The sequence below is a fragment of the Anaeromusa acidaminophila DSM 3853 genome, from assembly GCF_000374545.1.
GTDB classification, from domain to species: domain Bacteria; phylum Bacillota; class Negativicutes; order Anaeromusales; family Anaeromusaceae; genus Anaeromusa; species Anaeromusa acidaminophila.
Genome location: NZ_KB894595.1, coordinates 72,074 through 98,038 on the forward strand (window position 1 = coordinate 72,074; position 25,965 = coordinate 98,038).

Genomic DNA, 25,965 nt, shown 5'->3' on the forward strand with positions numbered 1-25,965 from the left:
CTGAAACCATTTGCGCCAGCCAGATTTTACAAGGTTTCCTGAGAGGAGCAGCTTTTTTATATGAAAGAGGCAAAAGTTTTGCAGGCAAATCCGCATGCAAGGCTGTTGGAACAAGTGAATATGGAAAAAATGGAAGCCTTTCGTCATCAAATTTATTATTGCGATCCTTATACGGAAATGCATGCGGAGCATGTAGGGGAATTGATGGCCGGTTTGGCGACGCAGATGGGTTTGAATTCGGAAGAAATTACCCTGGCGTACTTGGTCGGATTAGTGCATGATGTGGGGAAAATCTCCGTGCCGGCGGAAGTCTTGACGAAAACAGGGCGTTTAAGTGAGGAAGAGTTTTCAATCATGCGTCAGCATGCGGAAGCGGGAGAAACATTGCTGCTTCAAGTAGAGGGAGCGCGATGCGTAGCAGACATTATTCGTCATCATCATGAACGCTTTGACGGACGCGGCTATCCAGACCAACTGAAGGGCAAAGAAATTCCCTTGTATAGTCGAATGCTGGCTTTGTGCGATACCTTTGATGCGATGACTACTCATCGCTGCTATCGAAAACCCGTAGAGATTCCGTCTTGTTTGCGAGAACTTCTTCGGTGCCGAGGCGGACAGTTCGATCCGGTACTGACCGATTGCTTTTTGGCATTTTTAGAAGAACGTTTTGGAATTGTGGCTGATGAAGAACCAGAAGAAAGCGCTCAGGCTTTTTAGCTGAGCGTTTTCTTTTTTTAGAGTAAAAAAAATAGTTACGAATCACTTTGAACACAAAGAGACGTTTGTATTCTTGAAGGAGACTGGTTCTTTTAAAAGAAATGAAAAGTAAAAAATAAAGAGAAAAGCGAAAGGGAATGAATGTTTATAGTTGAAAAATGTATTTATAGGCAAGAATAACTGATAAAACTAACGATTTTGCTGAAAAATAAGCTGAGAAGGAATTTTAACAAGAACAGCGAATTTCCGAAAAAGCGTGTAAGAAGCAGAGGGAAATAGTCAAATAAGCAAGGAGGTTTTTGAACGTGGTAATTATGGCATTGTTATTGGCATTAGTCATGACCATTTGGGTCGGCTATATGATCGTCAAGAAGTACAAGCCGCAGCCGGTATTGTTTTTCGGCGGTATGGTATTAATGGCTGGAGCGGTGATGCTGGGAGTAGGAACTATTTTGCCAGCTAAAGAGGCAACCGGTTTTGTTCCGTTTGACATGTTTGAGTTTATTCGTAAAACGCTCAGTTCCCGCGCGGCGGGACTGGGACTCAGTATTATGGCGGTAGGGGGCTTTGCCCGCTATATGGAACATATTGGCGCTAGTCGGGTGCTGGTAAAAATTGCGATTAAACCGTTAGGCGTTCTCAAGGCGCCGTATGTAGTTTTGGCGGCGGCCTTTATTATCGGGCAATTTTTGGGTTTGTTCATTAACAGCGCCTCTGGTTTAGGCATGTTGTTGATGGTGACAATGTTTCCCATTTTGGTCAGCTTAGGAGTCAGCCGCGTTTCTGCAACTGCGGTAATCGGCACGACAATGTGTTTGGATTGGAGTCCGGCGGATACAGGGAGTATTCTTTCCGCCACAACGGCGGGGTTGGATATTACGACCTATTGGACGCAGTATCAGATTCCGGTGGCGCTTTGCGTCATGGCAGTGGTAGCGGTGTTGCATTATTCCGTGCAGAAATGGCTGGATAAAAAGGAAGGCCATACGGCGGAAAGCGCGTCTTTGTTGTCGAGCGCACGCCAGGAAGAGGAAAAGCCCTTGCCGCCCCTGTATTACGCAGTGTTGCCTACAGTGCCTTTGATTTTGATTTTGGTATTTAGTGATTTGTTGATTAAAGGCGTTAAGATGGACATCGTCAAAGCGATGCTGATCAGTTTGTTTGTGACCATGGTTATTGAGTATTTACGCTCTTGGGACGGCAAAAAAGTATTTCAAGATATTCAAGTGTTTTTCGACGGTATGGGCATGCAGCTTGCCAATGTGGTTACCTTGATTGTGGCTGGTGAAACCTTTGCCCATGGTTTGCGTACGGTTGGCGCTATTGACGCTATTATTAACGGCGCTCAAAGCAGCGGTATGGGCGCTGCCGGAATGATCATCGTCATGGTAGGAATTATTGCGATTTCCTCGGTAGTTATGGGCTCGGGCAACGCGCCGTTCTTTGCATTTGCTTCCTTGACGCCTGTGGTTGCGGCTAAAATGTCCGTGGCTCCAGTGCTGATGTTGTTGCCGATGCATTTTGCCGCTAGTATTGCCCGGGCGGTTTCGCCCATTACGGCGGTTATTGTTGTTGTGTCCGGCATGGCCAATTTGCCGCCGGTAGAGGTTGTGAAACGGACAGCCATTCCCATGGCGGGCGCTTTGATTGTCAATGTGGCGGCAACCTTCTTCTTCTTTTACTAAAAGAGTTACTGCGTCGTAATAACGTGTTTTGATTAATTTGCAAATCCGGCAGGATGGTTATCATCTTGCCGGATTTGTTATGTTTTCTTTTGGTGTTTTTGTGATACGATAGAAGATATGAAGAAAGTATGATTTGCAAGAAGGAGTTATCGATTCCCTGGAGGAGGAAATGTGATGAGAAAGTATGGCTTGGGAGCGGTATTGTTATGCTGCCTGTTCTGGCAAACGCTGGCTTGGGCGGCGCCGGCTCTGCCTACGGAAGATTTACAGCATGGGGTTGTCCGGCAGGCAGTGGATTTGCAGCCTACCGGCGAAAACAACAAATTAGTTTTGAAAAAAGGCCAAATGGTTCAAGTGGAGATCACCTCTGGGCCGGAAAGCGGAAAAACGGTAGAGGTGTATAATGCGTTTTCGGGACAGACGCAGTTTGACATCCCAGTACATACTGGAGACAAGGTGCTTTTAGCGGTAGAAGAATTCCAGGGGAAACGCAGCTATCATATCAGCGATTATGATCGCAGCCTGTTTCAGTATGTGCTGTTGGGTTTGTTTGTGCTCAGCCTGGTTCTGTTAGCAGGCTGGGTAGGGGTTAAGTCATTGGGGGTTATTGGCATTACGTTATATTTGCTCTGGGCTTGGTTGGTTCCGAACTTATTGCTGCCGGGAGTGAATATCTATTTGTTGGTAGTTGGGTTTTGCATAGTAGCCGGAGCGATTACCCTGCTGTTTGTGAGCGGGTGGAATTTGAAGTCCTTAGCGGCTTTTTTGGGGACCTTGGGCGGTGTGCTAGTAGCAGCCTTATTGTCTTGGGGCGCTATTGATTGGTTATATTTGACAGGCATGGAAACCGAAGAGGCGGTAGCCCTTAAATTGCATTTTGCCAAGCATATTGATATTCACGGCATTCTTTTTGCCGGCATGATTATCGGCGCCTTGGGGGCTGTAATAGACGTGGCCGTTTCGATTGCAGCGGCACAGTGGGAAATGGATAAGGCTTGTCCCGACCTTTCCTGGAAAGAGTTGTTTAAGAGCGGTATGAATGTGGGTAAGGATATTATGGGCGCTATGTCGAATACCTTAATTTTGGCCTATTTGGGAACGGGGCTGCCGCTGCTGTTGGTCGTGGCGGCGCAGCCTAAGCTGGTGGTAGAAAAGGTAATCAATTTTAACGGTGTAGTTACAGAATTTGCTCGGGCGATGACAGGCAGCGTCGGTTTGATTTGGGCCATTCCGTTGACTGCCTTGGCGTCGGCGCTATTATTGCGGTGGCGGCATCGGGGAGAGTGAGATGACGATTCTACACTCTATAGAATAGAGGATGTTTTTCAAAAATTCAGATAAATAAGGTTGTTTTATTTTAAAATGAGGCGTATACTGAAAACACGATGCAGCGATGCAACGTGTTTTTTTAAAGTATTTCCGTATACAAGATACGGTGTGCAAAAACAAGGAGGAAACAATATGGGTTTGAGAGAAGAAGCTTTGCTTTTCCATCGTGAAAATAATGGTAAATTGGAAATGACCAATAAAGTAGAATTGAAAGATGGTTATGATCTGAGCTTGGCCTATACTCCCGGAGTGGCGGAGCCCTGCAAGGAAATCAACGGCGATAAAGATTTATCGTTTGAGTACACCTGTAGAGGGAATATGGTGGCGGTTGTCAGCGACGGAACTCGGGTGCTGGGCCTTGGTAATATCGGTCCGGAAGCGGCGCTGCCGGTCATGGAAGGAAAAGCGGTCTTGTATAAGGTATTTGGAGACGTGGATGCCGTGCCTGTTTGTTTGGGTACGACCGATACGGAGCATTTGGTGCAGACCGTCAAATATTTAGAGCCTTCTTTTGCAGGTATTAATTTAGAAGATATCGAATCGCCCAAATGCTATGAAGTGGAAGCGCGTTTGCAGGAAATGATGGACATTCCTGTATTTCACGATGATCAGCATGGTACTGCGATTGCCGCAGTCTCCGCGGTTGTCGGCGCGTTGCGCTTAGTAGGCAAGGAAATGGCGAAAGTTCGCGTGTTGGTTAATGGCGCTGGAGCGGCGGGAACGGCGATTGTCCGTCTGCTATTGCAAGCAGGGGCAACAGATGTAACGATGTTGAATTCAAAAGGCGCTATGTATCAAGGTATGGATAAAACCAGGGTGGATTCCATGCAGGAGACCCTTTTAGGTCGAACCAATAAAGAATGTCGTCAAGGAAAATTGGAGGAGGTCATTGAGGGGGCGGATGTGTTGATCGGCGTATCGGCGCCTGGCGCATTCACGCCGGAATTGATCGCGAAAATGGCGAAGGATGCGATTGTATTCTCTTTATGCAATCCGCAGCCGGAGATTGGTTATGAAGAAGCGAAAGCTGCCGGTGTTAAAGTAGCTGGTACGGGGCGTTCGGATGCGCCGAACCAAGTAAATAATGTTAGCGTTTTTCCTGGCATTTTCCGCGGCGCCATTGACGTGCGTGCTCGTCGCATTAACGATGAGATGAAATTGGCTGCTGTCTATGCGATTGCGGATTTGGTTAAAGAGGAAGAGCTGCGGGAAGATTATGTGGTTCCTAATGCTTTTGATAAACGGGTAGCGCCTGCGGTAGCTAAAGCGGTGGCTAAGGCGGCCATGGAAACTGGCGTAGCGAGAGTGAAAGTGGATCCGGAAGAGGTGGAGAGACGGGCGGTAAAACGCATTGCCCATGGACTTCAGTAAAACAAAGATCTAACTGAAGTACCCCACATAAAAAACGAGCCTCATTGGAGGCTCGTTTTTTATGTGGGGTACTTCTAACTAGAATTAGCAGTTTGGCTGTAAATTAGATTCTCTAAGTAGTTTTTCCGCTTCGGCAGCGCACTGTGCGGCTAAAAGCGTGCTTTCTTCTTTTTTGCAATGAGGGCAATAGGCTTCCCAAATGTAGCGGGTAGGGACCTGCTCAATATCAGCTACCAGCCAGAAACGAAGTTCATGTCCGCAAGTGCAATGGGTTGTGTTGCTCATAGTTATCTCTCCTTTTTTCGGACTACTCTTCGTAGTTCGTTCTTTCACTAACTTATTTCTATAGAGTTTGAAAATTTCCTTTAAAAGAATAGAATGAATACAGTCTACAATTATATAAATTAAAAAAAGCACGCCTTAAAGGCGTGCTTTGAAAAGTGTTGTTTAGTTGCTGGATTTTTTATTGCCGTGGATTTCTTGGGCAAAAGAAGCGGCGCTGTCTTGAATGTGCTCTTGCAAAAGACAGGATGCTTTTTCGCTGTCTTTTTTCTCCAAAGCATCAGCAATAGCGCTATGCTGGCGATAAATTGAACCTTTATATTCTGGGTTATAGGCGGCCAATTGACGTCGGAAGCGAATGATGTCCTGCAACGTATCCAGTAAAAGAGTGAGCCGCCGATTCTGAGCGTATTCCAGAATCACCTGGTGAAATTCTTCGTTTAACTTAACAAGTGCATCGCGGGATTCTTCTTGCAGCGTTCGAGCTAGTATGTCGCGAAGTCGTTCAATACCCTCGGCATCAATCGTTTTTGCTGCTAAAGAGCCGGCTAATCCTTCCAAGGCTTCCCGACAGGCAAAGGCTTCTAATACCTCTTCGGGTTTAACGGAGCGAACAATAACGCCTTTATAAGGCTGCAGTTCCACTAAGCCATCGGCGTATAAACGGCGTAACGACTCGCGTACTGGAGTGGGACTGATACCTAGGTCTTGGGCTAGGGTTTTTTCAGTTAGGCGAGTTCCTTGCTCTAATTGCCCAGTGAGAATTAGTTTTTTAATTTGATGGTAAACCTGCTCGCTGAGCGGTTGCCGATTGATGGGTAGGGATAGTTGACGAGCCATAGCGACCTCCTCGAAAATCAGCAAAGAGTTAATGCCCGATGCTGTCCAATCTATTTTGTTGCAGGTAAAGTTGCAACGAATCTCATTTAGTGTGGCTCCATTATATACCTTTTTTAGGGGAAAACACAAATGCCGTACCGCAAAATAGGGCGTATAGAAGGTATTTTCAGTAAAAAAAAGAACGTACTCTATATAAGATTATACTAATAAGAGAAAATGGGAAGGGAGGGCGAACTGTGAGGTTTGGAATGCAAAGAACCATTAGGCAGCAAGTGGGAATGTTTAGCTTAATACTGCTGCTATGCAGTTCCCTAGCCCTAACCGTCGTATTTATTGGGCATGAAATAGCCCATCTTCGTGAAAGCAGTGTTCGAAATTTACAACAAGCAGTAGTGTTTCAAAGCCAGTTTTTGAGGAATTGGCAACAGCATTACGTAGAGTTGGCAGCGCAGTTGGCTCTTGGTAACGCGGCTCAAACACAAAACTGGGCGTTGTTTAAAGAACAAGTATTGGCAATAAGGGATTCTTCACAGGAAGATGTAGAAATTTTATTTATTGGCGATGACGGTTTGGAGAAGTTTGCTAGTGGAACCAAGCTGCTGCAACCGTTATACACAGGGATGCAGCATTGTTTTCAGGAGGCGAAGGCAGGGCGGCCGGTTGTTTCTTGCTTATTGAGCAGTCAAGCCTTGGAGAAGCAGGTCGTTGTGTTCTCTCAACCCGTCCAAGCCTCCCAGGGGCGGTTTGTTGGAGCCGTGCTTGTAGTTGTGAATGCGGACTCCGTCCTATCTATGATGGAGAAGGTCCGGCCAGTTATGTCAGGAACGTTATATCTGGTATCAAGTGATAATTTGGTTTTGACTAGTGCCAAAGAGCCGGTGGCGGCTTGGAAAAACAGCGATTTTTTTGAAGAATTGCGAACCAGCGGGGAAGGGATTCGGAGTTATCAACAGGGGGAAGATGAGTATCTGCAAGCTTATCAAAAAGTAGAACTAGGCGGGTGGCTGGTAGTTAACGAAATTCCCTGGAGAGTAGTGATAAAGCCAATAAATGAGTTTTTGCAATGGTTATTATTAGTGATGACAGGTATACTTTTTTTATCTGGCTTCTTGATTTGGTACTTTTCCAAAACCCTGGAAGGGCCGGTGCAAGCGTTGGTAGAAGGGGCAAAACGGGTGCAAGCAGGAGAGTACACGCAGCCTGTGGAGTTGCAAGAAGGTGCTTTAGTGCCTAAAGAACTACATTCTCTTTGCGATTCTTTTAATATTATGACTGGCGTGATTCAAGAACAAATGGAACTGTTGCAGGAATTTCACCGCCTTTCTACGGAAGCGGAACAATTGCTGCAAAAATATCGGTTGCTGTCGGAGCATGCGACAGATATTATTTTGTTTGTACGTACTTCGGATCAGCAGATAATTGAGGTCAATAAAGCGGCAGAAGTGGCATACGGAAAGACTCGGCAGGAGTTGTTGACCAGCAGTTTGCATGATTTGTATCCCGCGCGCCAGGAAATTTTGGCGTGGGATAAGATTCGGAGAAACTCGACAAAGCCGGTTGTTGAAGAAGTGCATCGGCGCAGTGATGACAGCCTGTTTTTTGTAGAAGTTAGCGTGCAGCAATTGGCGGGAGAATTGCAAGACTTAGTTGTGTTTATTGTGCGCGATGTAAGCGAACGTAAAGAATTTGAACAAAAACTTCGGCGCGCCAGCTTCCATGATCAATTGACTGGTTTGTATAACCGTTTCTTTTTCGAATTTGAAATGGAGCGACTAAAGAAAGAAGGCAGAGGACCATTGGGCATACTTGTGTGTGACGTGGATGGTCTAAAATTGGTCAATGATACGTTGGGACATGCAGCAGGAGACGATTTGTTGCGTTCAGTTGCCTGGGTGCTGCGGCGCAGTCTGCGTGAACAGGATTTATTGTTTCGTATCGGTGGTGATGAATTTGTGGCTTTTCTGCCGGAGATGGAAGAGAGTGGCGTTTCCGGCGTGCAGCAGCGCATTGACCATGTTGTTCAAGAGCATAATGAACGGACTTTGGCGTTGCCTTTGTTTATCTCATGCGGGTGGTCTTGGCGGCATGAATCGCCCTTGCCGTTGGAGACTATGTTTCGAGAAGCAGATGATGCGATGTACAGCTTGAAGAGCCGTCAGCGCAACCAGACGCGACAAGGGATGTTGCAAATGTTCGAAAAAACATTGCGCATTAGTGAACCTATCGCAGCAGAGCACATGGAGGAAGTAGCGTTAAAACTGCAGAGATTGGGCGCGGCGCTGGGGATGGAGGAAACGGAATTTGAACGCCTGCGGCGCTTAGGGCGTTATCATGATTTGGGTAAAGTTGCTATTCCGATGGAGATTTTAAATAAGCGAGAGCTTCTCTCGCCTAGTGAATGGAAAGAAATCCGCAAACATGCTGAAATTGGCGGACGTATCGCGCAGCAAATGCCGGACCTGATGGATTTAGCGGAGGCGATTCGGCATCATCATGAATGCTGGGACGGGAGCGGCTATCCGGACGGTCTTGCAGGAGCGGATATTCCTTTGTTAAGCCGGATGATTGCAATTGTTGACGCGTTTGACGCGATGCAGCGGCCGCGCAGTTATCGGGAAGGCAAGAGGAAAGAAGAAGCAATAGAGGAATTACGGTCTTTGGCAGGAACTCAGTTTGATCCGGAGCTGGTTGAACTTTTTTTGCAAACAGAGACATAAAAAATAGCGCTATGGGCATAGCCCATAGCGCTATTTTTATAAGATCAAGTATAAGTGACCACTTCTTTGTGATGACCTTTATTTTTTTGCGGCGATGTCTTCCCAAAACTTAACATAGCTTTCGCGGGTCATGGGCGGGGTGTAGTTGGAGAGAATCGTTTCTGCTGTGGCTGCATGATCGTAAAGTAAATCAATAATGGTATGAGCCATAGCTTGTGCGGAGATTAGATAGGCCATATCCGGATCGGAGACGCAGAAATCCCGGGTGTGAGCGTTACCGCGAACGCCGCCGATCCAGGGGTGAGTAACAGGCATAATATGAGAAAGGTCTCCCATATCGGTGCTGGCTGCGTGATGATCCAGTTCCGCTACCATGTCGGCGCCGACCAAAGCGGCGGCATTTTCTCGGAGTAAGGCGCTGAAGGAAGCGTCATTGCTTAGTGGCAAGTAGCCGGGCAAGTCGGTGATTTCCACGTCGGCGCCGATGGCTAAGGCTCCGGCTTGTAAGGCGCGGTCAATTTTAACGTTGGCGTCGATAATGGCGGGAACGGTGCGAGCACGGACATAACTTTCCAGGCGAACGTCCGAGGGCACGACATTCACTAAGTCGCCGCCTTTGGTGATGATCGGATGAAAGCGTACATGGTCTTCGTCACGGAAGGTTTCCCTTTGGGCATGAACGGCCATCATGGCCAGCATGGCTGCATTAAGGGCGTTTACCCCTTCGTGAGGAGCCCCGGCGGCATGGGCTTCGCGTCCTTTATAGCGGATGAGCTTGCCGATGAAGCCGTTACTGGTACCGCCTACCTGAACAAGGCGATTTCCTTCGCCGGTCGTGGAGAGATGCATCATCATGGACATGTCGATATCATCAAAAGCGCCAATGCGGATCAATTCGGCTTTACCAGCCAGAAAGCCTAGCTTTCCTTCAGTTCGCAGGCGGTTGCGGTATTCAATTTCTACGTATTCTTCGGCAGGTACGGCAAAAGGGACTACATCGCCGTCTAATTCCTGCATGACTCCAGACTCGGCTAAACCGATGGCGCAAGCGGCCATGGCTGCAAGCTGTGCATGATGGCCGCAGGCGTGAGCAGCGCCGGTTTCCGCACAGGCAGCCGGATGTTCATGGCAGATAACCGCATCCAACTCGCCAAGTACGGCAATGGTGCGTCCGCTGGTGCGGCCCTTGAGGCGTCCTTTAACTCCGGTTAGAGCCAAACCTTGTTCGGACGGAATGCTGTGTTTTGCAAATAAAGCGGCAATTTTAGCGGCCGTTTTAGTTTCTTTAAAGCCTAATTCCGGCTCGGAGAAGACCGAATCAGCTAGGGCGAATATTTCCTCCTTATGCGCCTGGATGGCGGCGTTGACTCGTTGTTTGCATTCGTTTTTAGTCATAGTGAACACTCCTTATGTTGCATCTGGATTTCTTTTCATATCTTGTTAAAAGAAGTAAACGTAATTAATACTCCTTAAGTATAAGGCTCCTATGCAAGGAGAACAAGCGGCGAAAAAAGGTGGTTATTAGCGAATAACAAACAAGAAAAGGAGAAATAGATGTATTTTCTTTCTTTCTCAGTTTGACGCGTTAAATAGATAATGATACCATAATCTGCAATACGTGAAAGGGGGCGGAAAATCTTGAAGGTTTTAACGTCTTGGAAAGTGCATGCGTTGGCGCTGCTTCTCGTTATGGTCTGCGAGGGCATCGGTACGCACAAAATTCCTCTGGGACCAGGGGTGCTCTTATTTTTACCTATGTTATATGCTATGATTCTAGGCGCGTTTATCAGTTGGCCCAAACTGAAAGTCATGAAATTGCCGGAAATGGGCGTAGCTTCGCAGGTACTGACGGTTGTAACCTTACTGTTGGTTACCAAACTAGGGGTTATTATTGGACCTTCTGTGGCGAAACTGGCTCAATCCGGTTGGACTTTGTCCATTCAAGAATTGGGTCATTTCTTGGGGACCGTAGTGCTGGGATTGCCCTTGGCTTTGTTCCTCGGTTTGGGGCGTGAGGCCGTAGGCGCTACGTTTTCCATTGACCGGGAACCGAATATCGCCATTATTGCCGAAAAATACGGTCTGGATTCACCGGAAGGCCGCGGCGTTATGTCTGTGTACATTTGCGGTACCGTCTTCGGGGCAGTTTGGCTGGGGCTTTTAGCGGGCTATTTGGCTGCATTGAAGGTGTTCCATCCCTTTGCTCTCGCTATGGGCGCAGGCGTTGGCTCTGGAAGTATGATGGCGGCTGCGTCGGGGGCTCTAAAAGCAGTACATCCGGAAGTGGCGAATGAAATTTTGATGTATGCTGGCGCCGCTAACTTATTGACGACCATTGTGGGCATTTACTTCTGTCTCTTCATTTCCTTGCCGGTGACAAACTATCTCTATCGCGTTTTGTCGCCTATTTTGTCTCCGAAGGGAGGAAAGTCTTCATGATGCGTTTGCAAGAAACAGTTGCCGTTATGGTTCTATTCGGTCTGATTACGGTTGTAGGTAACATGATTGGTTATCAACAGCCATTCACGGAATCTTTGATTGGATATGCTATTTTGCTGGTGATTACAGTAGCAGGCATGATTTTGGCCAAAGTGGTGCCTGGAAAATTGCCGATGGTTTTCTGGGTATCCTTAGTTGCGCTTCTTTCGACTTCGCAGCTTTCGCCAGTGGCGAAAGACGTAACTCTCTATACCGGGAAAATTGACTTTTTAGCTCTCTGTACGCCTATTTTAGCGTATGCAGGCTTGGGCGTCGGCAAGGACTTGGAAATTTTCAAAAAGATGTCTTGGCGTATCATTATAGTTGCTTTGGCTGTTTATACAGGTACTTTCGTTTTTTCCACCGCCATTGCGCAGTTCATGCTACACTTAGAAGGCGTTATCTAATTAGGCTTTATAATAAACAGGTCTGCATTTTTCGGAATGCGGGCCTGTTTTTTTGTTCTGTATTGTGCTTCGTTGCCCTCTGGCGCGCCCTCCCTTTACTCCATCTACTCCTGTAGAATTTTTCGTACGTCCCTTTTGCGGTTTTTCTTAAAGCTTAGGGCGAAGCGTTGCCAGAGTTTGCTGTGGCGGCTACAATGAGAAGAGAAAGATTGAGCGGCGGTGAGCGGATGGAATTACGATTGCTGAAGACCTTTTTGCTGGTAGCTCGGTTGCTGAATATTACCCAGGCGGCGGAACGCTTGAATTTTACGCAACCGGCTATAACGGCGCAAATTCATAATTTGGAAAGTGCGTTAGGGGCTCGGCTGTTTACGCGCAAAGGCAAGCGCCTGCTACTAACCGAAGCAGGACAGCGATTGGTAGCGCATGCGGAGAGCATCTTGCTGCAATGGGAGCAGGCAAAGGAAGAAATGGCTTTGTATGCTGAAAATCGAGAGTCTTTGGCGCTAGGCGTATCAACGCAACTGATTAATTATTTTTTGCCGGAGGTGTTACGGCGGCTGCAAGAGCAAATGCCTCAACTCATTGTCAGTGTGGAAGTGTGCTCTAATACCAAAAATGTGCTGCAGGGAGTAGAAGACGGCCAATTTGATTTGGGACTGATTCACGGACGTAATTATCTGCGGCGGTTGAAGGAGCATGCTGTTTGGGAAGAAGATATTCTTTGGGTCATTAGTCAGGACTGCCCTTGGAAAAACGGAGAAATATTGCCATTGGTTAATTTTAAGCAAGGCAGTGATTTCAGAGCCCAATGGGAGTTGGCACGAGGGAGTCGGCCGTATCACACAGTGGCTGAGTACAGCGATTCCGAGGCGGTGAAACGGGCGGTATTGAACGGCTTAGGGGCGGCTTATCTGCCCAAAACGTTGGTGCAGGAGGAGTTGCAACAGGGAAAACTTCGTTTGGCCGAGGGGCCGGTTTTGCAAATGAAGATTTTTCTAGTGCATCGTGTCAGACAGAACTTTACGGCAGCTATGCAAGCGTTGCTTTGGCAATTGAGTAAAAATTCCTCAGCCGAAGAAAGCTTACGGGCTCTTCTTAATAGTATGGATGCTTATAAAAATAAATGATGGATGGCATAAAAAGCGCTGATTTTTCAGGGCTTTTCTTTTTGTGTAAGCTAAAAGCAAAGAGACGCAAAAAGGAGGCGGAATCTATGGCTATGATTGGAGTACTTGGGGGCATGGGTCCCATGGCGACAGCGGATTTGTTTGTGAAGATGATTGAAAACACAAAAGCGCAGACCGATCAGGAACATCTTTCCATTTTGATTTATAACAATCCGCATATTCCTTCACGCATTGACGCTATTTTGCATGGTACGCTCAGCCCGGAGGCGGAGTTGGTGCGGTCAGCGAAATTATTGGAACGTTCAGGGGCTGATTTTATAGTGATTCCCTGTAATACGGCGCATTTTTGGTTTGCAGCGGTGCAAAAGGCGGTAACCATACCGGTATTGCATATTATTGATACGGTAGCGGAGCATTTGTTGCAAAGTCAAAAGTATGAGGCGCAGGAAATCATGTTATTCGCTACGGAAGCGACGATTCGCACCGGACTGTATCAACAACGCTTGAGTCAAAAAGGATTAGCCTTTTTGACGCCGCAGCCGGAAGAACAAAATCTTATTTCCCAGGCAATTGCCGAGGTGAAAGGAGGACAGCTCAAGGGCAGCCCCTGTTTAGAACAGATAAGAGCGATCATGGAGCGCTATCGCAGTAAAGGCGTGAAAGCATTTATTGCCGGCTGTACGGAAATTCCTTTGCTTTTTGCCAAGGTGCAAGGGGATTTTAAAACGGTGGATCCTACGCTGCTTTTAGCACAGCGGGCGGTTCAATTGGCGCGCAAGCTGGAGCGCCAAGAACAAGAACGTCGCGCCTTGTGTATACGGGTATAACATAACACTTTGGCTTGCCAAGCTGCCATAGGCCGCTTATAATTGTATTCATAAAACATGCGCTGCAAAGCCAGCCATGATTTTAGAGGCAATGTAGCCGCTACCCCGGGAGGGGTGGCGGCTTTTCTGTGTTTTATAAGCGAAGGAGGCGGTTGTTATGTGGAATTTTGCAAGAGTTAATAAAGAAGTTGAAGCGTTGAATCAGTTCATCAAAAAACTTCTCCGAGGAGAGTGGGGGCGGAATTTGCCGGTATCTTTTTACCATAAGTTGCTCCCGATAGCTGAGTCCGTCAATGCATTGATAAAAGATGTCCGTCACTTCGTGCAACAGTCGCAGATGGCTGCGGCTAAGGTAGCGGCTGCAGTGGGGCAGGCTCGAGACGCACTGGGAAAAACCGCCGCAGAAGGAGAAGTGGTGTCGCAGGAAGCGAGAACATGCAGAGATTCGGCTTGGCAGCTAGAGCAACAGGCCAAAGAGGCGGAAGAGCTTATGGCCGGAGTGCATGCCTCGTCCCAAACGATGCTGCAGGTAGCGGAAGGAATTCACGAGAGCAGCGTGGATGCGCGTAAACGAGCGGAGCAAGGTAAGCTGGCTGTACAAGGCGTAGGAGAATCTATGACGGGAATTCGGCTGCAATCGACGGAGTTGGCGGATAAAATCAGCGCTCTGTCGCTGACTGCGCAGGCGATACAACAGTTGCTCACCTCGATTCACGGCATTGCTTCTCAGACGCAGCTGCTTTCGCTGAATGCCAGTATTGAGGCGGCGCGCGCAGGAGAGCATGGGAGAGGCTTCGCGGTAGTGGCCGAAGAAATCCAGGTTTTATCCGAAGGAAGCAGTAAAGCGGCTCGTGAGGCGGCGGTGTTGTTGGCTCAGATTGAAGGCGGCGTGCGAGCAGCGGAGCAGGCTATGACGGAAGAAGAAAAAGCGGTGACGGAAGGGCAAGTCGCGGTAAGAGAGGCTCTTGAACATTTAGAAGCCATTCAAGAAGCCAGTCGGACGACGGAACTAAAGCTGGCGGAAGCGGGCGCTGTGCGCCAGGAGCAGGCGGCGACGGTACAACAAATGGCTCAAGTCGCCAGACGGATTAATGAGTATTGCCAGCAGCTTCGGCAATGTGCGGAGCGGACGGAAGAAGCGCTGGTCCGGCAGAAAGAGTCACAAGAAGAGGCTTTAGCCATGGAAACGATTCTGCAGCAAGTAGCGGAGGGGTTGCAAAAGGAAACTTCACGGATACGCTTAGCGGAGGCGGACGGCGAGGTGCAAAAGCAGACAACGAAAATTCTGCAAGAAGTAACGGCGTTGGCGGCGGAGATTTCTCATCTGCCTGAAACGGCGCAGGAAAAGAAACTGGAACAATGGCTGCAGGGGCGTAAAAACCTGGAGGCAGTTTGGTCCAATCGCGAGGACGGCAGTTTTATTGTTTCTTTGCCGCCGGCAGGTTTGGCCAATGCCAATGGCAGGGAATGGTTTCGCCGGGCCTTGTTGGAGGGATCCTATGTATCGGAGGTATATGTTTCTGCCATTTCCGGCCAGCCTTGCGTAACCGTTGCTGTTTCCTGCGGCAGCGAGGCAGGAGAAAAGCAAGTTATAGGCGTCGATTTGTCTTTGAACTCACAAAAATAGTTTAGAATGACGGTAATGGAAGAGTATCGTTAGCGAGGACAGCTTGACGAGATGCCCTGGCGTCAGATACGATGAGAGGAGAGTTGTTAAAAATAAGGAGAGAGTATGGTGCTGAGCGGCTTTGAATATTTGGGAACCGTAGCTTTTGCCATTTCCGGCGCAATGGTGGGGATTCGCAAGAAGATGGATGTTTTTGGGATTGCTGTTCTAGCGGTGACGACTGCCGTGGGCGGAGGGATTTTACGAGATGTGCTGGTGGGGCATACGCCGCCGACGGCCTTTTTAGATCCGACGTTTACCTTGCTGGCGTTGGCTTCCGCTATTTTGACTTGCTTTGCTCATTCTTGGCTGGTGCGGATCACTAATGTGGTGCAACTATGCGATGCCGTGGGACTGGGAGCGTTTACCGCTGTCGGCGCCAGCTTGGCGATTACGTACGATCTAAATACGTTATATATCATGGTTTTTCTAGGAGCTGCAACCGGTATTGGCGGCGGTGTTTTGCGAGATATTTTTGCCAGAGATATTCCTTTTGTATTTCAACAGGAGATTTATGCGCTGGCATCCATTGCGGGCGGCGTGGCTCTTTATTACGCTCAGTGGCAGCTGCCTCTTTGGCAGGCTATGTATTTGTGTTTCTTACTGACTTTGGGGATTCGCTTGCTTTGCGTACACTACAATATCCATTTGCCTAAAATAGGACGCGAGTAATTCGTTGATTTTTGCTAAAAAGCGTATGGCGGCGTTTGCCGCCATACGCTTTTTAGCAAGCTATGGGATATAAGCCCTGCTTTTTTAAAAATGAGGGAAAAAGAATGCAGAAGTAACATGGCTTTAGTCGCAACTTTTTAACATTAAAAGACGAGCTAACGTATTCGCGCTATAATATAAGAAAATGCTGTAAAGCGTCAGGCCTGGAGGATATGTTAATGAGGGAAAAAAAGGTATTTAAGTATAATGAAGATGATATTTTAGAGTTTATGACGGAATCTTTAGCTTCTCAGCTAGGTTTTGAAGAGTTTTCAGCAAAAGCTATTTTCATGGGAGAAGCAGGCAAAGATTTGCGGATGGTTCTGGTTTTGGGAGAAGCCGCAGATGAGACGATGGAAAAAGTAGATACAAATGCTTTGGATATAATGATTGAGTATAATGGTTCCTATTCGTGCAATAAAATAAAAAAGAACGCAGCTCTTTTGGGATGAATTTAAAATATACAGAGAAGATCTTGGCAAATCGTTTGCGTTTGTGAAAATTATTTCGTACAATGATCTGAGGACTTGTATTTTAAATTTCAGGGGGTTGTTATCCATGAACTTATCCCGTAAAGGTTTGTCGATTAGTCCATCCGCAACGCTGGCGATTGATTCTAAGGCAAAAAAGCTGAAAGCGGAAGGCATCGATGTGGTTGGTTTCGGCGCTGGTGAGCCGGATTTTGATACGCCTGTACATATAAAGCAAGCAGCGATTGCTGCGATTGAAGCTGGCTTTACCAAGTACACGCCTGCTTCGGGAACGATGACTTTGAAAGAAGCCATTTGCGCCAAATTCAAAAAAGACAATGACTTAGACTATGCTCCGGCTAACATTGTTATCAGCAACGGCGCTAAGCATTCATTGGTCAATGTGTTCCAGGCCATTTGCAATCCTGGGGACGAAGTAATCATTCCTGCGCCTTTCTGGGTTAGCTATCCGGAGATGGTTAAATTGGCCGATGGCGTGCCTGTTATTGTTTATACAACCGAAGAACAAGGCTTTAAATTTACGGTAGACCAAATTCGCCAGGCGGTAACGGCGAAGACGAAAGCCATTATCCTCAATAGCCCCAGCAATCCTACCGGTATGGTTTACACTCGCGAAGAACTGGCGGAGTTGGCGGAACTAGCTGTAGAAAAAGGCTTTTATGTGGTTTCCGACGAAATTTACGAAAAGCTGATCTATGATGGCAAAACCCATGTCAGCATCGCCAGCATCAATGAAAAAATTAAAGCCCAGACGATTATTGTCAACGGCGTGTCCAAAACCTACGCGATGACTGGCTGGCGTATTGGCTATACGGCTTCGGCCCCGGAAATTGCCAAGATTATGAGCAACGTGCAAAGCCATGCGACGTCTAACCCGAATTCCATCGCCCAAAAAGCGGCGGAAGCGGCAATTAGCGGTCCGCAGGATATGGTAGCTACCATGGTGGAGGCCTTTGTCAGCCGTCGAGACTACATGGTGAAGCGAATCAACAGCATGCCAGGCGTATCCTGTGTCAAACCGAACGGTGCTTTTTATGTAATGATGAATATTTCTAAACTGATGGGCAAGGAATTGGGGGGGCGCAAAATTCAAAGCTCCGATGATTTTGCCGATGTTTTATTGGAAAAAGCGAACGTTGCCTTGGTTCCTGGATCCGGTTTTGGCATTGACACCCATGTGCGTTTGTCTTATGCCACTTCGCAGGAAAATATCACCAAAGGGCTGGATCGGATTGAGCAGTTCTTAAAGCAAGGCTAAGGTAATGTGAGTTAAGACATAATATAAAAAACCCTAGGAACCGCTTAGCGGTTCCTAGGATTTTTTATATTATGATTCTCAAATTAAACCGGAATATGGCGCGTGACTCATCTAAGGGCGTTGCAATTCCGGGATTTATTTCGAATTTCGCTGCTTACTTTGTGTTTTGTTTCCTGTCCTCAAGTGAGCTAGACTTCGGCAGGTTTCCCAGTAGGCGGGTAGCTGTGTATCCGGCAGCGTAGCAAAGTATCAGGCAAACAGCGCAAACCAGAAGGTATTTCGGCAGAATGGGGAATTGCCACTTTTGTACGATGTAGGCAATCGGCAGCACGATCAATTGATGGAGGATATAGATGGCATAGGAAGAGGCGGCTAAATTGCGCCAGAAGGAGCCACTGTAATTTATATAGCGTTGGAATAAGCATAACAGGGTCATGAACATGCAAAGACAGAAAAGCGAGTGCAGTAGCGCGTGACCGGCTTTAAGCAGTACGGTGAGCTCTTGGGGCATGCTAAGGCGATACAAGGTAAATGCAAGTGTAGCCGGGATGACTAAGAGGAGCCAGTTTCGCAGTTTAGGAGCGTAGGCGGAAGCTGACGTAAACCAGGAGTTTCGCCAGGCATGAAGGCCTAAGAGGAAATAGAACAGACATATTCCTAGGCGCGCAGGCTGAAAGCATACTATATATAATCCGCCAAACCAAGTATCGGCTGGCACGAGCAAAGTAGGCACGAAGAAGGCTAGTGAGCACAAAAGAGTGAATAGGGCGAAAAAAGAGACCGTGGGGGCGGCGGGAGAGGATGCTTTTTTTAACCAACCTGGTCGCCAGGTCTGCAGACAGCCTACCAAAAGGTAGAAGTAAAACAAGAGTCCTAGAAACCAATAGTGAGCATGATTGAATACTTGTAGCAAAAAGAATATGTTTTGCCAAAAATAGAGATAGGGCGGAGGAGTGGCGGATCGGCTGAACCAGATCATGTAAGTCATGGCGGGAGCCACCAGAATGGCGCCTGCTAGCCAGGGAAGAACGATGCGGTAGAACTTGTTGCGGAAAAAGGAACCGATGCCTTTGCGCTGTAAGACCGGCAATGTAAAATAGCCGGCAATCCAGAACATAACTGGCATAATAAAGACGTCAACCGTAAGGGTAAAAGGTATAAAGGCTTGACTGGTTTGCGTGTCGACAACATACCACCAGGGCAAGGGAGGGGCGATGTAACCTAAAGCGATGTGAAAAATAATAACTAAGAGGATGATGGCTGCGCGTAGATTGTCTAAAAAGTATAAGCGGCCTGCGGCGGAGTGGAGCATAAAGTCACAACCTTTCATGAAAAATTGTTCTTATGGGAATGCATAACGAGTAGGTAGTTCTTTTAGGATAACTGGATGGGGAGAAAGATTCTTGTCAAGGAATTGGGGTGGTCGCTGCCGTAATAATCAGCGCTGTATTGTTCAAACGTGTCGCGATGATCCAGCCGATAGGGAGATTGGAATAACCAAGTGCCAAAAATATAGTTGTATGTATCCGTCATAGTAGCGACGGGGCCTTTATGAATAAAGACCGCATAAAGGCCCTCGGGAATTTTGTATTTTGTCATACCGGCGGGCGGCTGGGCGGCAGCCGCTGTTTCGCAACAGGCAATTTCCAGATACTCTGTGGTTTCGTCCATATCCTGCAAAGTTAAATGCTTTTCGTAAATTGATATGCCATAATTGGCTCCAGAGGGCAGCTGCTCCTGTATTTCTTGCTTTCGCGATAAAAATTGCTCCCAAAGCCAAGGAATGCGACTATTTTCCACAGATGTTTTAGTGCAGAGGCCAATGGCCCAACGAGGGGAATCCCATTCTTGAATGGCAGGCTGCAGCACAACTTGCGATAGGCGATGCTCTAAGCGGCTGCCGGCAAGCTTTTCTTTGCGCGTAAGCCAAGGGTGACAGCCTCGTTTGCGGAAAGAGCCGGGCATAACGCCATATACGGTTTTAAAAGAGCGGCTGAAGGCTTCTTGGGATTCGTATTGGTACAAAAAGGCAATATCCAAAATGGATGTACGGGTGCTTAGAAGGGCGGACGCAGCCAAATTCATGCGGCGTTTGCGCAGATATTCACCTGGCTTTTCACCGGTAGCTGCGAGGAAAAGACGGCTGAAATGCGCAGGGGACAGGTGAACATGCGCTGCAATGTCTTGAATGCTGCAGGGGGACTGCAGATGGTTTTCCATAAAATGAATGGCTGCTTCAAGCCAGGGCGGTTTTGTGTTCATAAGAATACCTGCCTTGTTGAAGAGTTTCTTTTGCTAGCGTCTTCGTAGCTTTATATCTTTTATTGTAGTACAGGAGTAGAAAGATTTTTTTGATTTTTTCTGCTATGTTGCAAAATTCCTCGAAAATATTGACGAAAGCGCTTGCATTTGATAGCATGAATAAATAATGTGTAACGATTTCGTAGGAAGAAAAAGAGGCGACAATAATGGGAGAAGTTTTGTTGAAGGCAGCAGTGTTTGTCTTCATTATTTTTTTAGGATATGCTCTGAAACGCATCGGTTTTTTTACGGCGACCGACTATCGACTGATTTCAAAGATTGTACTCAATATTACGCTGCCAGCGGCAGTAATTACCGCCTTTGCCAATTTTGATATGGACGCTTCCTTGTTTATCTTGGCTTTTCTTGGCTTGGGATGCAACCTTATTATGGTTGGGTTGGGTTTTTTAGCTGGTGCGCGCAGTAACGGGGAAACTAAAGCTTTTTATATGTTGAATGCGTCCGGCTATAATATCGGCTGTTTTGCGATGCCCTTTGCGCAGGGATTTTTGGGGCCTTTTGGCGTAGTGGCTACCTGTATGTTTGATTCTGGAAACTCAATTATGTGTACCGGCGGGACCTATGCTGCCGCCGCTGGAGTTGCGGGGACTGGCGGAAAAAGCCAGCTGACTGGACTGGCGAAAAAGCTTTTGTCTTCCGTGCCTTTTGATATTTATATGTTGATGCTGGTGTTTTCCTGGGGCGGTTTCCGATTTCCAGCAGAGGTTTTGAACCTTTGCTCGGTTATTGGCGGCGCTAACAGCTTCTTGGCGATGTTGATGATTGGCATGATGATTGAATTGGAGCTGGAAGCGCATCACTTACAGCAGCTTAGTTTGGTTTTGTTGCTGCGTTACGTCGTTTCGGCCGTTTTTGCATGGCTTTTTTATTATTATACGCCGTTTTCTTTGGAAATTCGGCAAGTATTGGCGCTGCTGGTGTTTGCGCCGATTCCCGCGATTGCGCCATTGTTTACGGAAAAATGCCAGGGGAATGGCATTTTGGCAAGCCTGACGAATTCGGTTTCTATTATGATTAGCATTGCAATTATGACGGTTTTGCTGGTAATGATGAATTTGCGGTGAAAGCGAAAATAGGACAGGCCTTTTCGGCCTGTCCTATTTTTTAGTTTAGGCGTTCTAACTCGTCAAGAAGGCGGGAGAATTTTTGCAGTGTAATTTCCAGAGGCGTAGGGGTCGCCATGTCAACGCCAGCCCGGCGCAATAATTCCAAGGGATCCTCAGAGGAACCGCTTTTCAAAAACTGCAGATATCTTTGACGGGCCGGTTCGCCGTCTGTAAGAATTTGTTCGCTCAGAGCCGTTGCAGCTGCGTAGCCGGTAGCGTACTGGTATACATAAAAGTTGCGGTAAAAATGTGGAATCCGAGACCAACCGGCATCGCTAACTTTATCCAGCACCGTATCAGGTCCCCAATATTGTACATTTAAATCATGCCAAATGGCGTCAAAATCGTCGGCTGTAAGAGCATCGCCCTTGGCAGTGCGTTCATGAACTGTTTTTTCAAATTCTGCAAATTGCGTTTGACGGTACACACTTCCTAAAATGGTGTCCAGATACTGTTCCAGCAGGTGCTTGCGTACGGCTGGGTCCTGCGTATGCTTTAGCATGTATTCGACAAGCAGGATTTCATTGGTTTGCGAAGCAACTTCGGCACAGAAGAGAGAATAGTCGGAGGTAGTAAAAGGCTGGTTTGCATAACTGTAATAAGTGTGCATGGAATGTCCCAACTCATGAGCCAGGGTAGATACGCTGTCATAAGTGCCCTCATAGTTTAGAAGCACAAAAGGATGGGTGCCATAGGCGCCCCAGGAGTAGGCGCCGGATTGCTTGCCTTGGTTTTCATAGACATCGACCCAGCCGGAGCTAAGACCTTGCTTCAGTACGGTATTGTATTCCGCGCCTAAGGGCTCTAATGCAGCCAGGACGAGCTGGCAGGCTTCTTCGTAGGTGTAGGGAGACGGAACTTTTTGCGTCACTGGCGCAGCCGTATCATAGAGGTGAAACTCATCAAGGCCTAACGCGGCTTTCTTGAAGGCTGCGTAACGGTGCAGCGGGGCTAAGTTTTGCTTGACCGTAGTGATGACATTGTCATAGACGGCAACCGGGATATTGTCATTTGCTAAAGATGCCGCTAACGTAGAGGGGTATTTTCGCGCAGAGGCGAAAAAGCGGCTGCTTTTAATATTGCCGTTCAAAGTGGCAGCAAGGGTATTGCGATATTGTGCATAGGTTTGATAGAGAGAGAGGTATGCATTTTGTCGTAACTGACGGTCAGCAAAAGACATATAGGCGCGGTACTTCCCCTCGCTTAGAGGCAAGGTCGTTCCTTGGCTGTCAGTGACATTCGGAAACCGCAGATCCGCATTCGTCAGCATATCGAAGGTGTTTTCCGGCGCCTGGGCTATTTCGGAGGCCTGGGACAGCAGGGACTCTTCTGCTGGCGCAAGGATATGTTGGCGCTGGCGTAAAAGAGTTTGCAGATACCGTGAATATTCTTTAAGGGCTGGTTCTTGGCGCAGAAAAGCAGGGATTTTTTTAGGGGGAAGCGCCAGCAGTTCCGGTTCGATGAAAGAGGCGGACGCCATATAAGCGCTGCCTAGAGCCGCCGCTTTGTCGGTAAGAGCTTGATAAGCGGCGTTAGCCGTGTTTTCATCGCGATGCATTTTGGCGTAGCTATACAGGCGTCCTAGGATGATGCTCATTTGGTCTCGTTGCTTCAGACATTGCAAGAGCATTTGCGGCGAGGAGCCAAGCTTTCCTTGATAGGCCGCGAGTTGGGGCAGTTGGCTTTTGAGCTTGTCATAGTCCTGCTGCCAGTGGGCGTCGCTGGCGTAGATGTCCTGCAGATGCCATTGATATTGAGGAGCTATGTCTTGGCGGTCGGGAACTTTGTCGGCAGCCCAAAGAGGAGCAGGAGCGGCTAAAAACAGAAGAGCCGCCAGAAAGGCGGTGAAACAATACTTTTTCATCATGCCATCTTCCTTTGCAAAGTAGTGAGAGAATGACTTGCTTATCGTAGAATACATTCTGGAAATGGAGGGGAAATCCTTTTCGGCATATCTAAAAAGCCTGCAATCGCAGGCTTTTTTATCTGGGAAAGTTAGTTGAGGCGCGCAGCTTGGATCCGATATAGGCCGTTGCGGCTAATCCAAGCGGGTAGAGAACAAACCAGCCGGAGAAGGAAAACACAAGTCCGGCTAAGGCAGCGCTGAGCAGGGCAAGCGTTTTTTCGATGCGGTTAGGAAGAACTCGGTAAGACGCTATCATGCCCAACGTATAAACAGCCAAGAAATTAGCGCAAGGAAATTGAATCAGGGTTTGCAACTGCAGTTCCAGAAGATAACTGACTCCAAGAACGAAACCCAAAACGGGAAGAAAAGACAATAAGGCGTAGTGGGGCGTTTGAAAGCGGGGGTGAAGGCGCGAAAAAACAGGCGGCAAGGCGCCGTCGCGGGCCTGCGCGTAAACGAGCCGTGAGAACCCGGCGATAAATGTATGGACAGGACAGTAGCAAGCGATTAAGCCCAGAAAAGAAACCAGCAGACTTGCTTGTTCGCCCCAGCCGTAGGCTGCTAGCGTAATCATGGCGGTGAGGGGCGTAGCGGATTGATAAGCCAACGTTCCAATCGTGACGAAGGCGATAAGCATATATAAAATATTGATGACTAAAGCGGCAAGGCCTAGGCTTAAAGGGATGTCCTTGCGGGGGCGGCGAAATTCTTCCGCCAGATGGCCGATCATTTCCCAGCCAATGAAGGCGAAAAAGAGCAAAGACATCGTCTGGCCTACAGGCAGCCAGCCGTGCGGCAAGAAGGGGGAGAAGGCTGCAGGACGGACCTGGGGCAGGGAGGCTGTGATCGCTAAAAGCAGAATGCCGAGAATGGAGGAGACGACCAAAACCTGTACGCGACCGGACAGATCAATGCCCCGGTAGTTCAGAACTATGGCTATAAGCAGCATGGCAGCCGCTACGCCGTAAACGGCCGCAGAAGACCAACCCATTACGTCGCCCAGGTAGTGAGCGCCGATTAAGGCGGTAACTGGCATGCCAAAGGGCATGGCCCCTAAAATCCACAAGCCGACGATGCGGCTGGTGTTTTCTCCCAGACCTTGGCGGACGTAGGTGGCGATGCCTCCGGAATCGGGATATCGCGAAGACATCATGCTGATGACAGCCACCATGGGGATGGAGAGCAATCCCATGAATAGCCAGCTAAGTAAAGAAGCGGGTCCGGCCATGGCGGCGGCCAGGGCCGGAAGAACTAAAATGCCGGCTCCTAAAACGGCTCCGGTAGTTAAGGCGGCCCCTTGCAGCCAGGTGATGCTTTTTTTGAGATGAATGGTTTCTTTCATGGCGGCGTTGTTTCTCCTCTGCAAACGTAGTAAAAGCTTAAAAAATCCTATCATGAAAAAAGACATTTGATAAGACGATAAAATAGTGTAAAATAATCGGAAAAACCGATGGGTGTGGTGAAATGCAGAGCAAGTATCTGGAAACCTTTTTGGCAGTGGCGCGAACGCTGAACTTTGGGCAGGCGGCAAGGGAGTTGAACTACTCCCAATCTACTGTTTCCGAACATGTTCGTTTGGTGGAACTAGAATTGGGAGTCCGACTGTTTGAGCGTTTGGGGCGAAAAATATTTTTGACGTCTTCAGGAGAGCGCCTGGTGCGTTTGGGGGCTAGGCTGTTGCAAGCGGAAGAGGAAGTGCGTCAAGCTTTTTGCGGCAAAGAAACGCTGGAAGGAATGATCCGTCTGGGCGCTTCTGAATCGTTGTGCGCATTTTGGCTGCCGCCGTTACTAAAGGAGTATAGGGCGCTGTATCCGCAGGTGCAATTATATCTGAAAGTAGGTCATTGCAGTGATTTTGGTCAATGGCTGCAGCAAAATCTGGTTGATGTGGCCTTTGGCTTTCAAGATGAATCTGGTCAGCCGCAGCTGCGGCAAGAAACCTTGTTTCAAGGCAAGACCGTATTAGTGGCGGAGCCGCGGCATTCTTTGGCAAAACTGCCAGTAGTAGAGACGCAGCAATTGGCTGGGCAAACTTTTATTTTTTCCGAAGGTCACAGCGGGTATCCGGCTGAGATGAAAGAATTGTTGGCGCAAGCTAAAGTTCCGGTGACGACGTTCTGGGAATTTGAAAGCTTGGAAGCTATTAAACAGTGTGTGAAAAATGGCTTAGGATTGTCGTTGCTGCCGGAAATTGTTGTGGCCGAAGAGTTGAAGCGGGGAACCTTGGTACGACTGCCCTGGGATAGCAGTCGTATTTCGGTAGTGGCGCAAATGGTATGGCACCGAGAAAAGTGGCTGTCGCCTCCCTTGGCGGCTTTAGAAAAACTGGTCAAAGGCTCTTTGACGTCTTTGTCATAAAAAGAGTTTGCGCGGCGAAAAAATGAAGCAGTGCGTTATAGTAGAAAAAAGCGCCTCGTTAGAGGCGCTTTACTGTTATGCGCTTCAGCGTGTTGACGAAGGAACGTCGGAAACAAAAAACCACCCGTTAAACGGGTGGAGATAAAAAGTTAAACAAAAAGAAATTCACCAACTGCTATACTGATGAGTGTTCAAGCCATCAGAAAGAAGAAAGCAGGTGAATTTCTATGGACAAAAGCTTAGCACACACAAAATGGATGTGCAAGTATCACGTAGTATTTACGCCCAAGTATAGGAGAAAAATCATCTATAACCAACTAAAAGTAGATATCAGAGATATCTTAAAAGCGTTGTGCAAATATAA

Annotated in this window: 23 protein-coding genes; 16 read left to right on the forward strand and 7 right to left on the reverse strand. The window is 47.8% G+C overall.

Annotated elements, in window-relative coordinates:
* The first annotated feature begins 60 nt into the window (after positions 1 to 60).
* The 4 genes from C508_RS18445 (at position 61) to C508_RS0111475 (ending at position 5,102) form a co-directional block, all read left to right on the forward strand.
* Complete coding sequence (locus C508_RS18445; protein WP_018703711.1) at positions 61 to 717, forward strand: HD-GYP domain-containing protein; 657 nt, start codon at positions 61 to 63, stop codon at positions 715 to 717.
* 311 nt (positions 718 to 1,028) lie between these two features.
* On the forward strand, positions 1,029 to 2,402 hold the full coding sequence (dcuC, locus tag C508_RS0111465; protein ID WP_026319491.1) for a C4-dicarboxylate transporter DcuC: 1,374 nt from the start codon (positions 1,029 to 1,031) through the stop codon (positions 2,400 to 2,402).
* 174 nt (positions 2,403 to 2,576) lie between these two features.
* On the forward strand, positions 2,577 to 3,689 hold the full coding sequence (locus tag C508_RS0111470; RefSeq protein ID WP_018703713.1) for a YibE/F family protein: 1,113 nt from the start codon (positions 2,577 to 2,579) through the stop codon (positions 3,687 to 3,689).
* A 174-nt stretch (positions 3,690 to 3,863) separates the two neighbouring features.
* Positions 3,864 to 5,102, forward strand: a complete 1,239-nt coding sequence (locus C508_RS0111475) for an NAD(P)-dependent malic enzyme (RefSeq protein ID WP_018703714.1) — start codon at positions 3,864 to 3,866, stop codon at positions 5,100 to 5,102.
* An 84-nt stretch (positions 5,103 to 5,186) separates the two neighbouring features.
* Here the strand turns inward: C508_RS0111475 and C508_RS0111480 are convergent, their stop codons facing one another.
* Both C508_RS0111480 and C508_RS18450 read right to left on the reverse strand, forming a co-directional pair.
* Entirely contained in the window at positions 5,187 to 5,387 is a 201-nt protein-coding gene (locus C508_RS0111480) for a hypothetical protein (protein WP_018703715.1), read from the reverse strand.
* 162 nt (positions 5,388 to 5,549) lie between these two features.
* Positions 5,550 to 6,224, reverse strand: coding sequence for a GntR family transcriptional regulator (locus C508_RS18450; protein WP_018703716.1), 675 nt, complete (start codon positions 6,222 to 6,224; stop codon positions 5,550 to 5,552).
* A gap of 236 nt (positions 6,225 to 6,460) precedes the next feature.
* On the opposite strand from C508_RS18450, the gene C508_RS19520 reads away from it, so the two are divergent.
* The gene (locus C508_RS19520; protein ID WP_018703717.1) at positions 6,461 to 8,941 is read left to right on the forward strand and encodes an HD domain-containing phosphohydrolase; all 2,481 of its coding nucleotides are present in this window, start codon (positions 6,461 to 6,463) and stop codon (positions 8,939 to 8,941) included.
* Positions 8,942 to 9,019: 78 nt separating this feature from the next.
* Here C508_RS19520 and C508_RS0111495 read toward each other — a convergent pair whose 3' ends face one another.
* Positions 9,020 to 10,336 (reverse strand): amidohydrolase, encoded by a 1,317-nt coding sequence (locus tag C508_RS0111495; protein WP_018703718.1) that lies wholly within the window; start codon positions 10,334 to 10,336, stop codon positions 9,020 to 9,022.
* A gap of 243 nt (positions 10,337 to 10,579) precedes the next feature.
* On the opposite strand from C508_RS0111495, the gene C508_RS0111500 reads away from it, so the two are divergent.
* From C508_RS0111500 to C508_RS0111535, 8 genes are all read left to right on the forward strand, one after another.
* The gene (locus tag C508_RS0111500; protein ID WP_018703719.1) at positions 10,580 to 11,380 is read left to right on the forward strand and encodes a DUF3100 domain-containing protein; all 801 of its coding nucleotides are present in this window, start codon (positions 10,580 to 10,582) and stop codon (positions 11,378 to 11,380) included.
* Positions 11,377 to 11,826 carry a hypothetical protein gene (locus tag C508_RS0111505; protein WP_018703720.1) on the forward strand — a complete coding sequence of 150 codons (450 nt, stop codon included), beginning with the start codon at positions 11,377 to 11,379 and terminating at the stop codon, positions 11,824 to 11,826. The genes C508_RS0111500 and C508_RS0111505 overlap by 4 nt, the downstream gene beginning before the upstream one ends.
* Positions 11,827 to 12,020: 194 nt before the next feature.
* The gene (locus C508_RS0111510; protein ID WP_083928084.1) at positions 12,021 to 12,956 is read left to right on the forward strand and encodes a LysR family transcriptional regulator; all 936 of its coding nucleotides are present in this window, start codon (positions 12,021 to 12,023) and stop codon (positions 12,954 to 12,956) included.
* A gap of 86 nt (positions 12,957 to 13,042) precedes the next feature.
* Entirely contained in the window at positions 13,043 to 13,783 is a 741-nt protein-coding gene (cuyB, locus tag C508_RS0111515) for a cysteate racemase (RefSeq protein WP_018703722.1), read from the forward strand.
* A gap of 157 nt (positions 13,784 to 13,940) precedes the next feature.
* The gene (locus C508_RS0111520) at positions 13,941 to 15,410 is read left to right on the forward strand and encodes a methyl-accepting chemotaxis protein (RefSeq protein ID WP_018703723.1); all 1,470 of its coding nucleotides are present in this window, start codon (positions 13,941 to 13,943) and stop codon (positions 15,408 to 15,410) included.
* Positions 15,411 to 15,515: 105 nt separating this feature from the next.
* Entirely contained in the window at positions 15,516 to 16,121 is a 606-nt protein-coding gene (locus C508_RS0111525; RefSeq protein WP_018703724.1) for a trimeric intracellular cation channel family protein, read from the forward strand.
* Between the two features lie 218 nt (positions 16,122 to 16,339).
* Positions 16,340 to 16,612 (forward strand): hypothetical protein, encoded by a 273-nt coding sequence (locus C508_RS0111530; RefSeq protein WP_018703725.1) that lies wholly within the window; start codon positions 16,340 to 16,342, stop codon positions 16,610 to 16,612.
* A 106-nt stretch (positions 16,613 to 16,718) separates the two neighbouring features.
* Positions 16,719 to 17,909 carry a pyridoxal phosphate-dependent aminotransferase gene (locus C508_RS0111535; protein ID WP_018703726.1) on the forward strand — a complete coding sequence of 397 codons (1,191 nt, stop codon included), beginning with the start codon at positions 16,719 to 16,721 and terminating at the stop codon, positions 17,907 to 17,909.
* Positions 17,910 to 18,063: 154 nt separating this feature from the next.
* Here the strand turns inward: C508_RS0111535 and C508_RS0111540 are convergent, their stop codons facing one another.
* Together C508_RS0111540 and C508_RS0111545 are read right to left on the reverse strand one after the other, a co-directional pair.
* Positions 18,064 to 19,239, reverse strand: coding sequence for an acyltransferase family protein (locus tag C508_RS0111540; protein ID WP_018703727.1), 1,176 nt, complete (start codon positions 19,237 to 19,239; stop codon positions 18,064 to 18,066).
* A 44-nt stretch (positions 19,240 to 19,283) separates the two neighbouring features.
* Positions 19,284 to 20,171 (reverse strand): AraC family transcriptional regulator, encoded by an 888-nt coding sequence (locus tag C508_RS0111545; RefSeq protein WP_018703728.1) that lies wholly within the window; start codon positions 20,169 to 20,171, stop codon positions 19,284 to 19,286.
* A 206-nt stretch (positions 20,172 to 20,377) separates the two neighbouring features.
* Between C508_RS0111545 and C508_RS0111550 the strand changes: the two genes are divergently transcribed.
* Entirely contained in the window at positions 20,378 to 21,295 is a 918-nt protein-coding gene (locus C508_RS0111550) for an AEC family transporter (protein ID WP_018703729.1), read from the forward strand.
* Positions 21,296 to 21,335: 40 nt separating this feature from the next.
* Here C508_RS0111550 and pepF read toward each other — a convergent pair whose 3' ends face one another.
* Together pepF and C508_RS0111560 are read right to left on the reverse strand one after the other, a co-directional pair.
* A complete protein-coding gene (gene pepF, locus C508_RS0111555) occupies positions 21,336 to 23,201 on the reverse strand; it encodes an oligoendopeptidase F (protein WP_018703730.1) in 1,866 nt (621 codons plus the stop codon).
* 118 nt (positions 23,202 to 23,319) lie between these two features.
* Positions 23,320 to 24,585, reverse strand: a complete 1,266-nt coding sequence (locus C508_RS0111560) for an APC family permease (protein ID WP_018703731.1) — start codon at positions 24,583 to 24,585, stop codon at positions 23,320 to 23,322.
* A 122-nt stretch (positions 24,586 to 24,707) separates the two neighbouring features.
* On the opposite strand from C508_RS0111560, the gene C508_RS0111565 reads away from it, so the two are divergent.
* Positions 24,708 to 25,601 carry a LysR family transcriptional regulator gene (locus C508_RS0111565; RefSeq protein WP_018703732.1) on the forward strand — a complete coding sequence of 298 codons (894 nt, stop codon included), beginning with the start codon at positions 24,708 to 24,710 and terminating at the stop codon, positions 25,599 to 25,601.
* A 227-nt stretch (positions 25,602 to 25,828) separates the two neighbouring features.
* The coding region (locus tag C508_RS19855) for a transposase (RefSeq protein WP_018703733.1) at positions 25,829 to 25,965 on the forward strand (137 nt) is incomplete at its 3' end.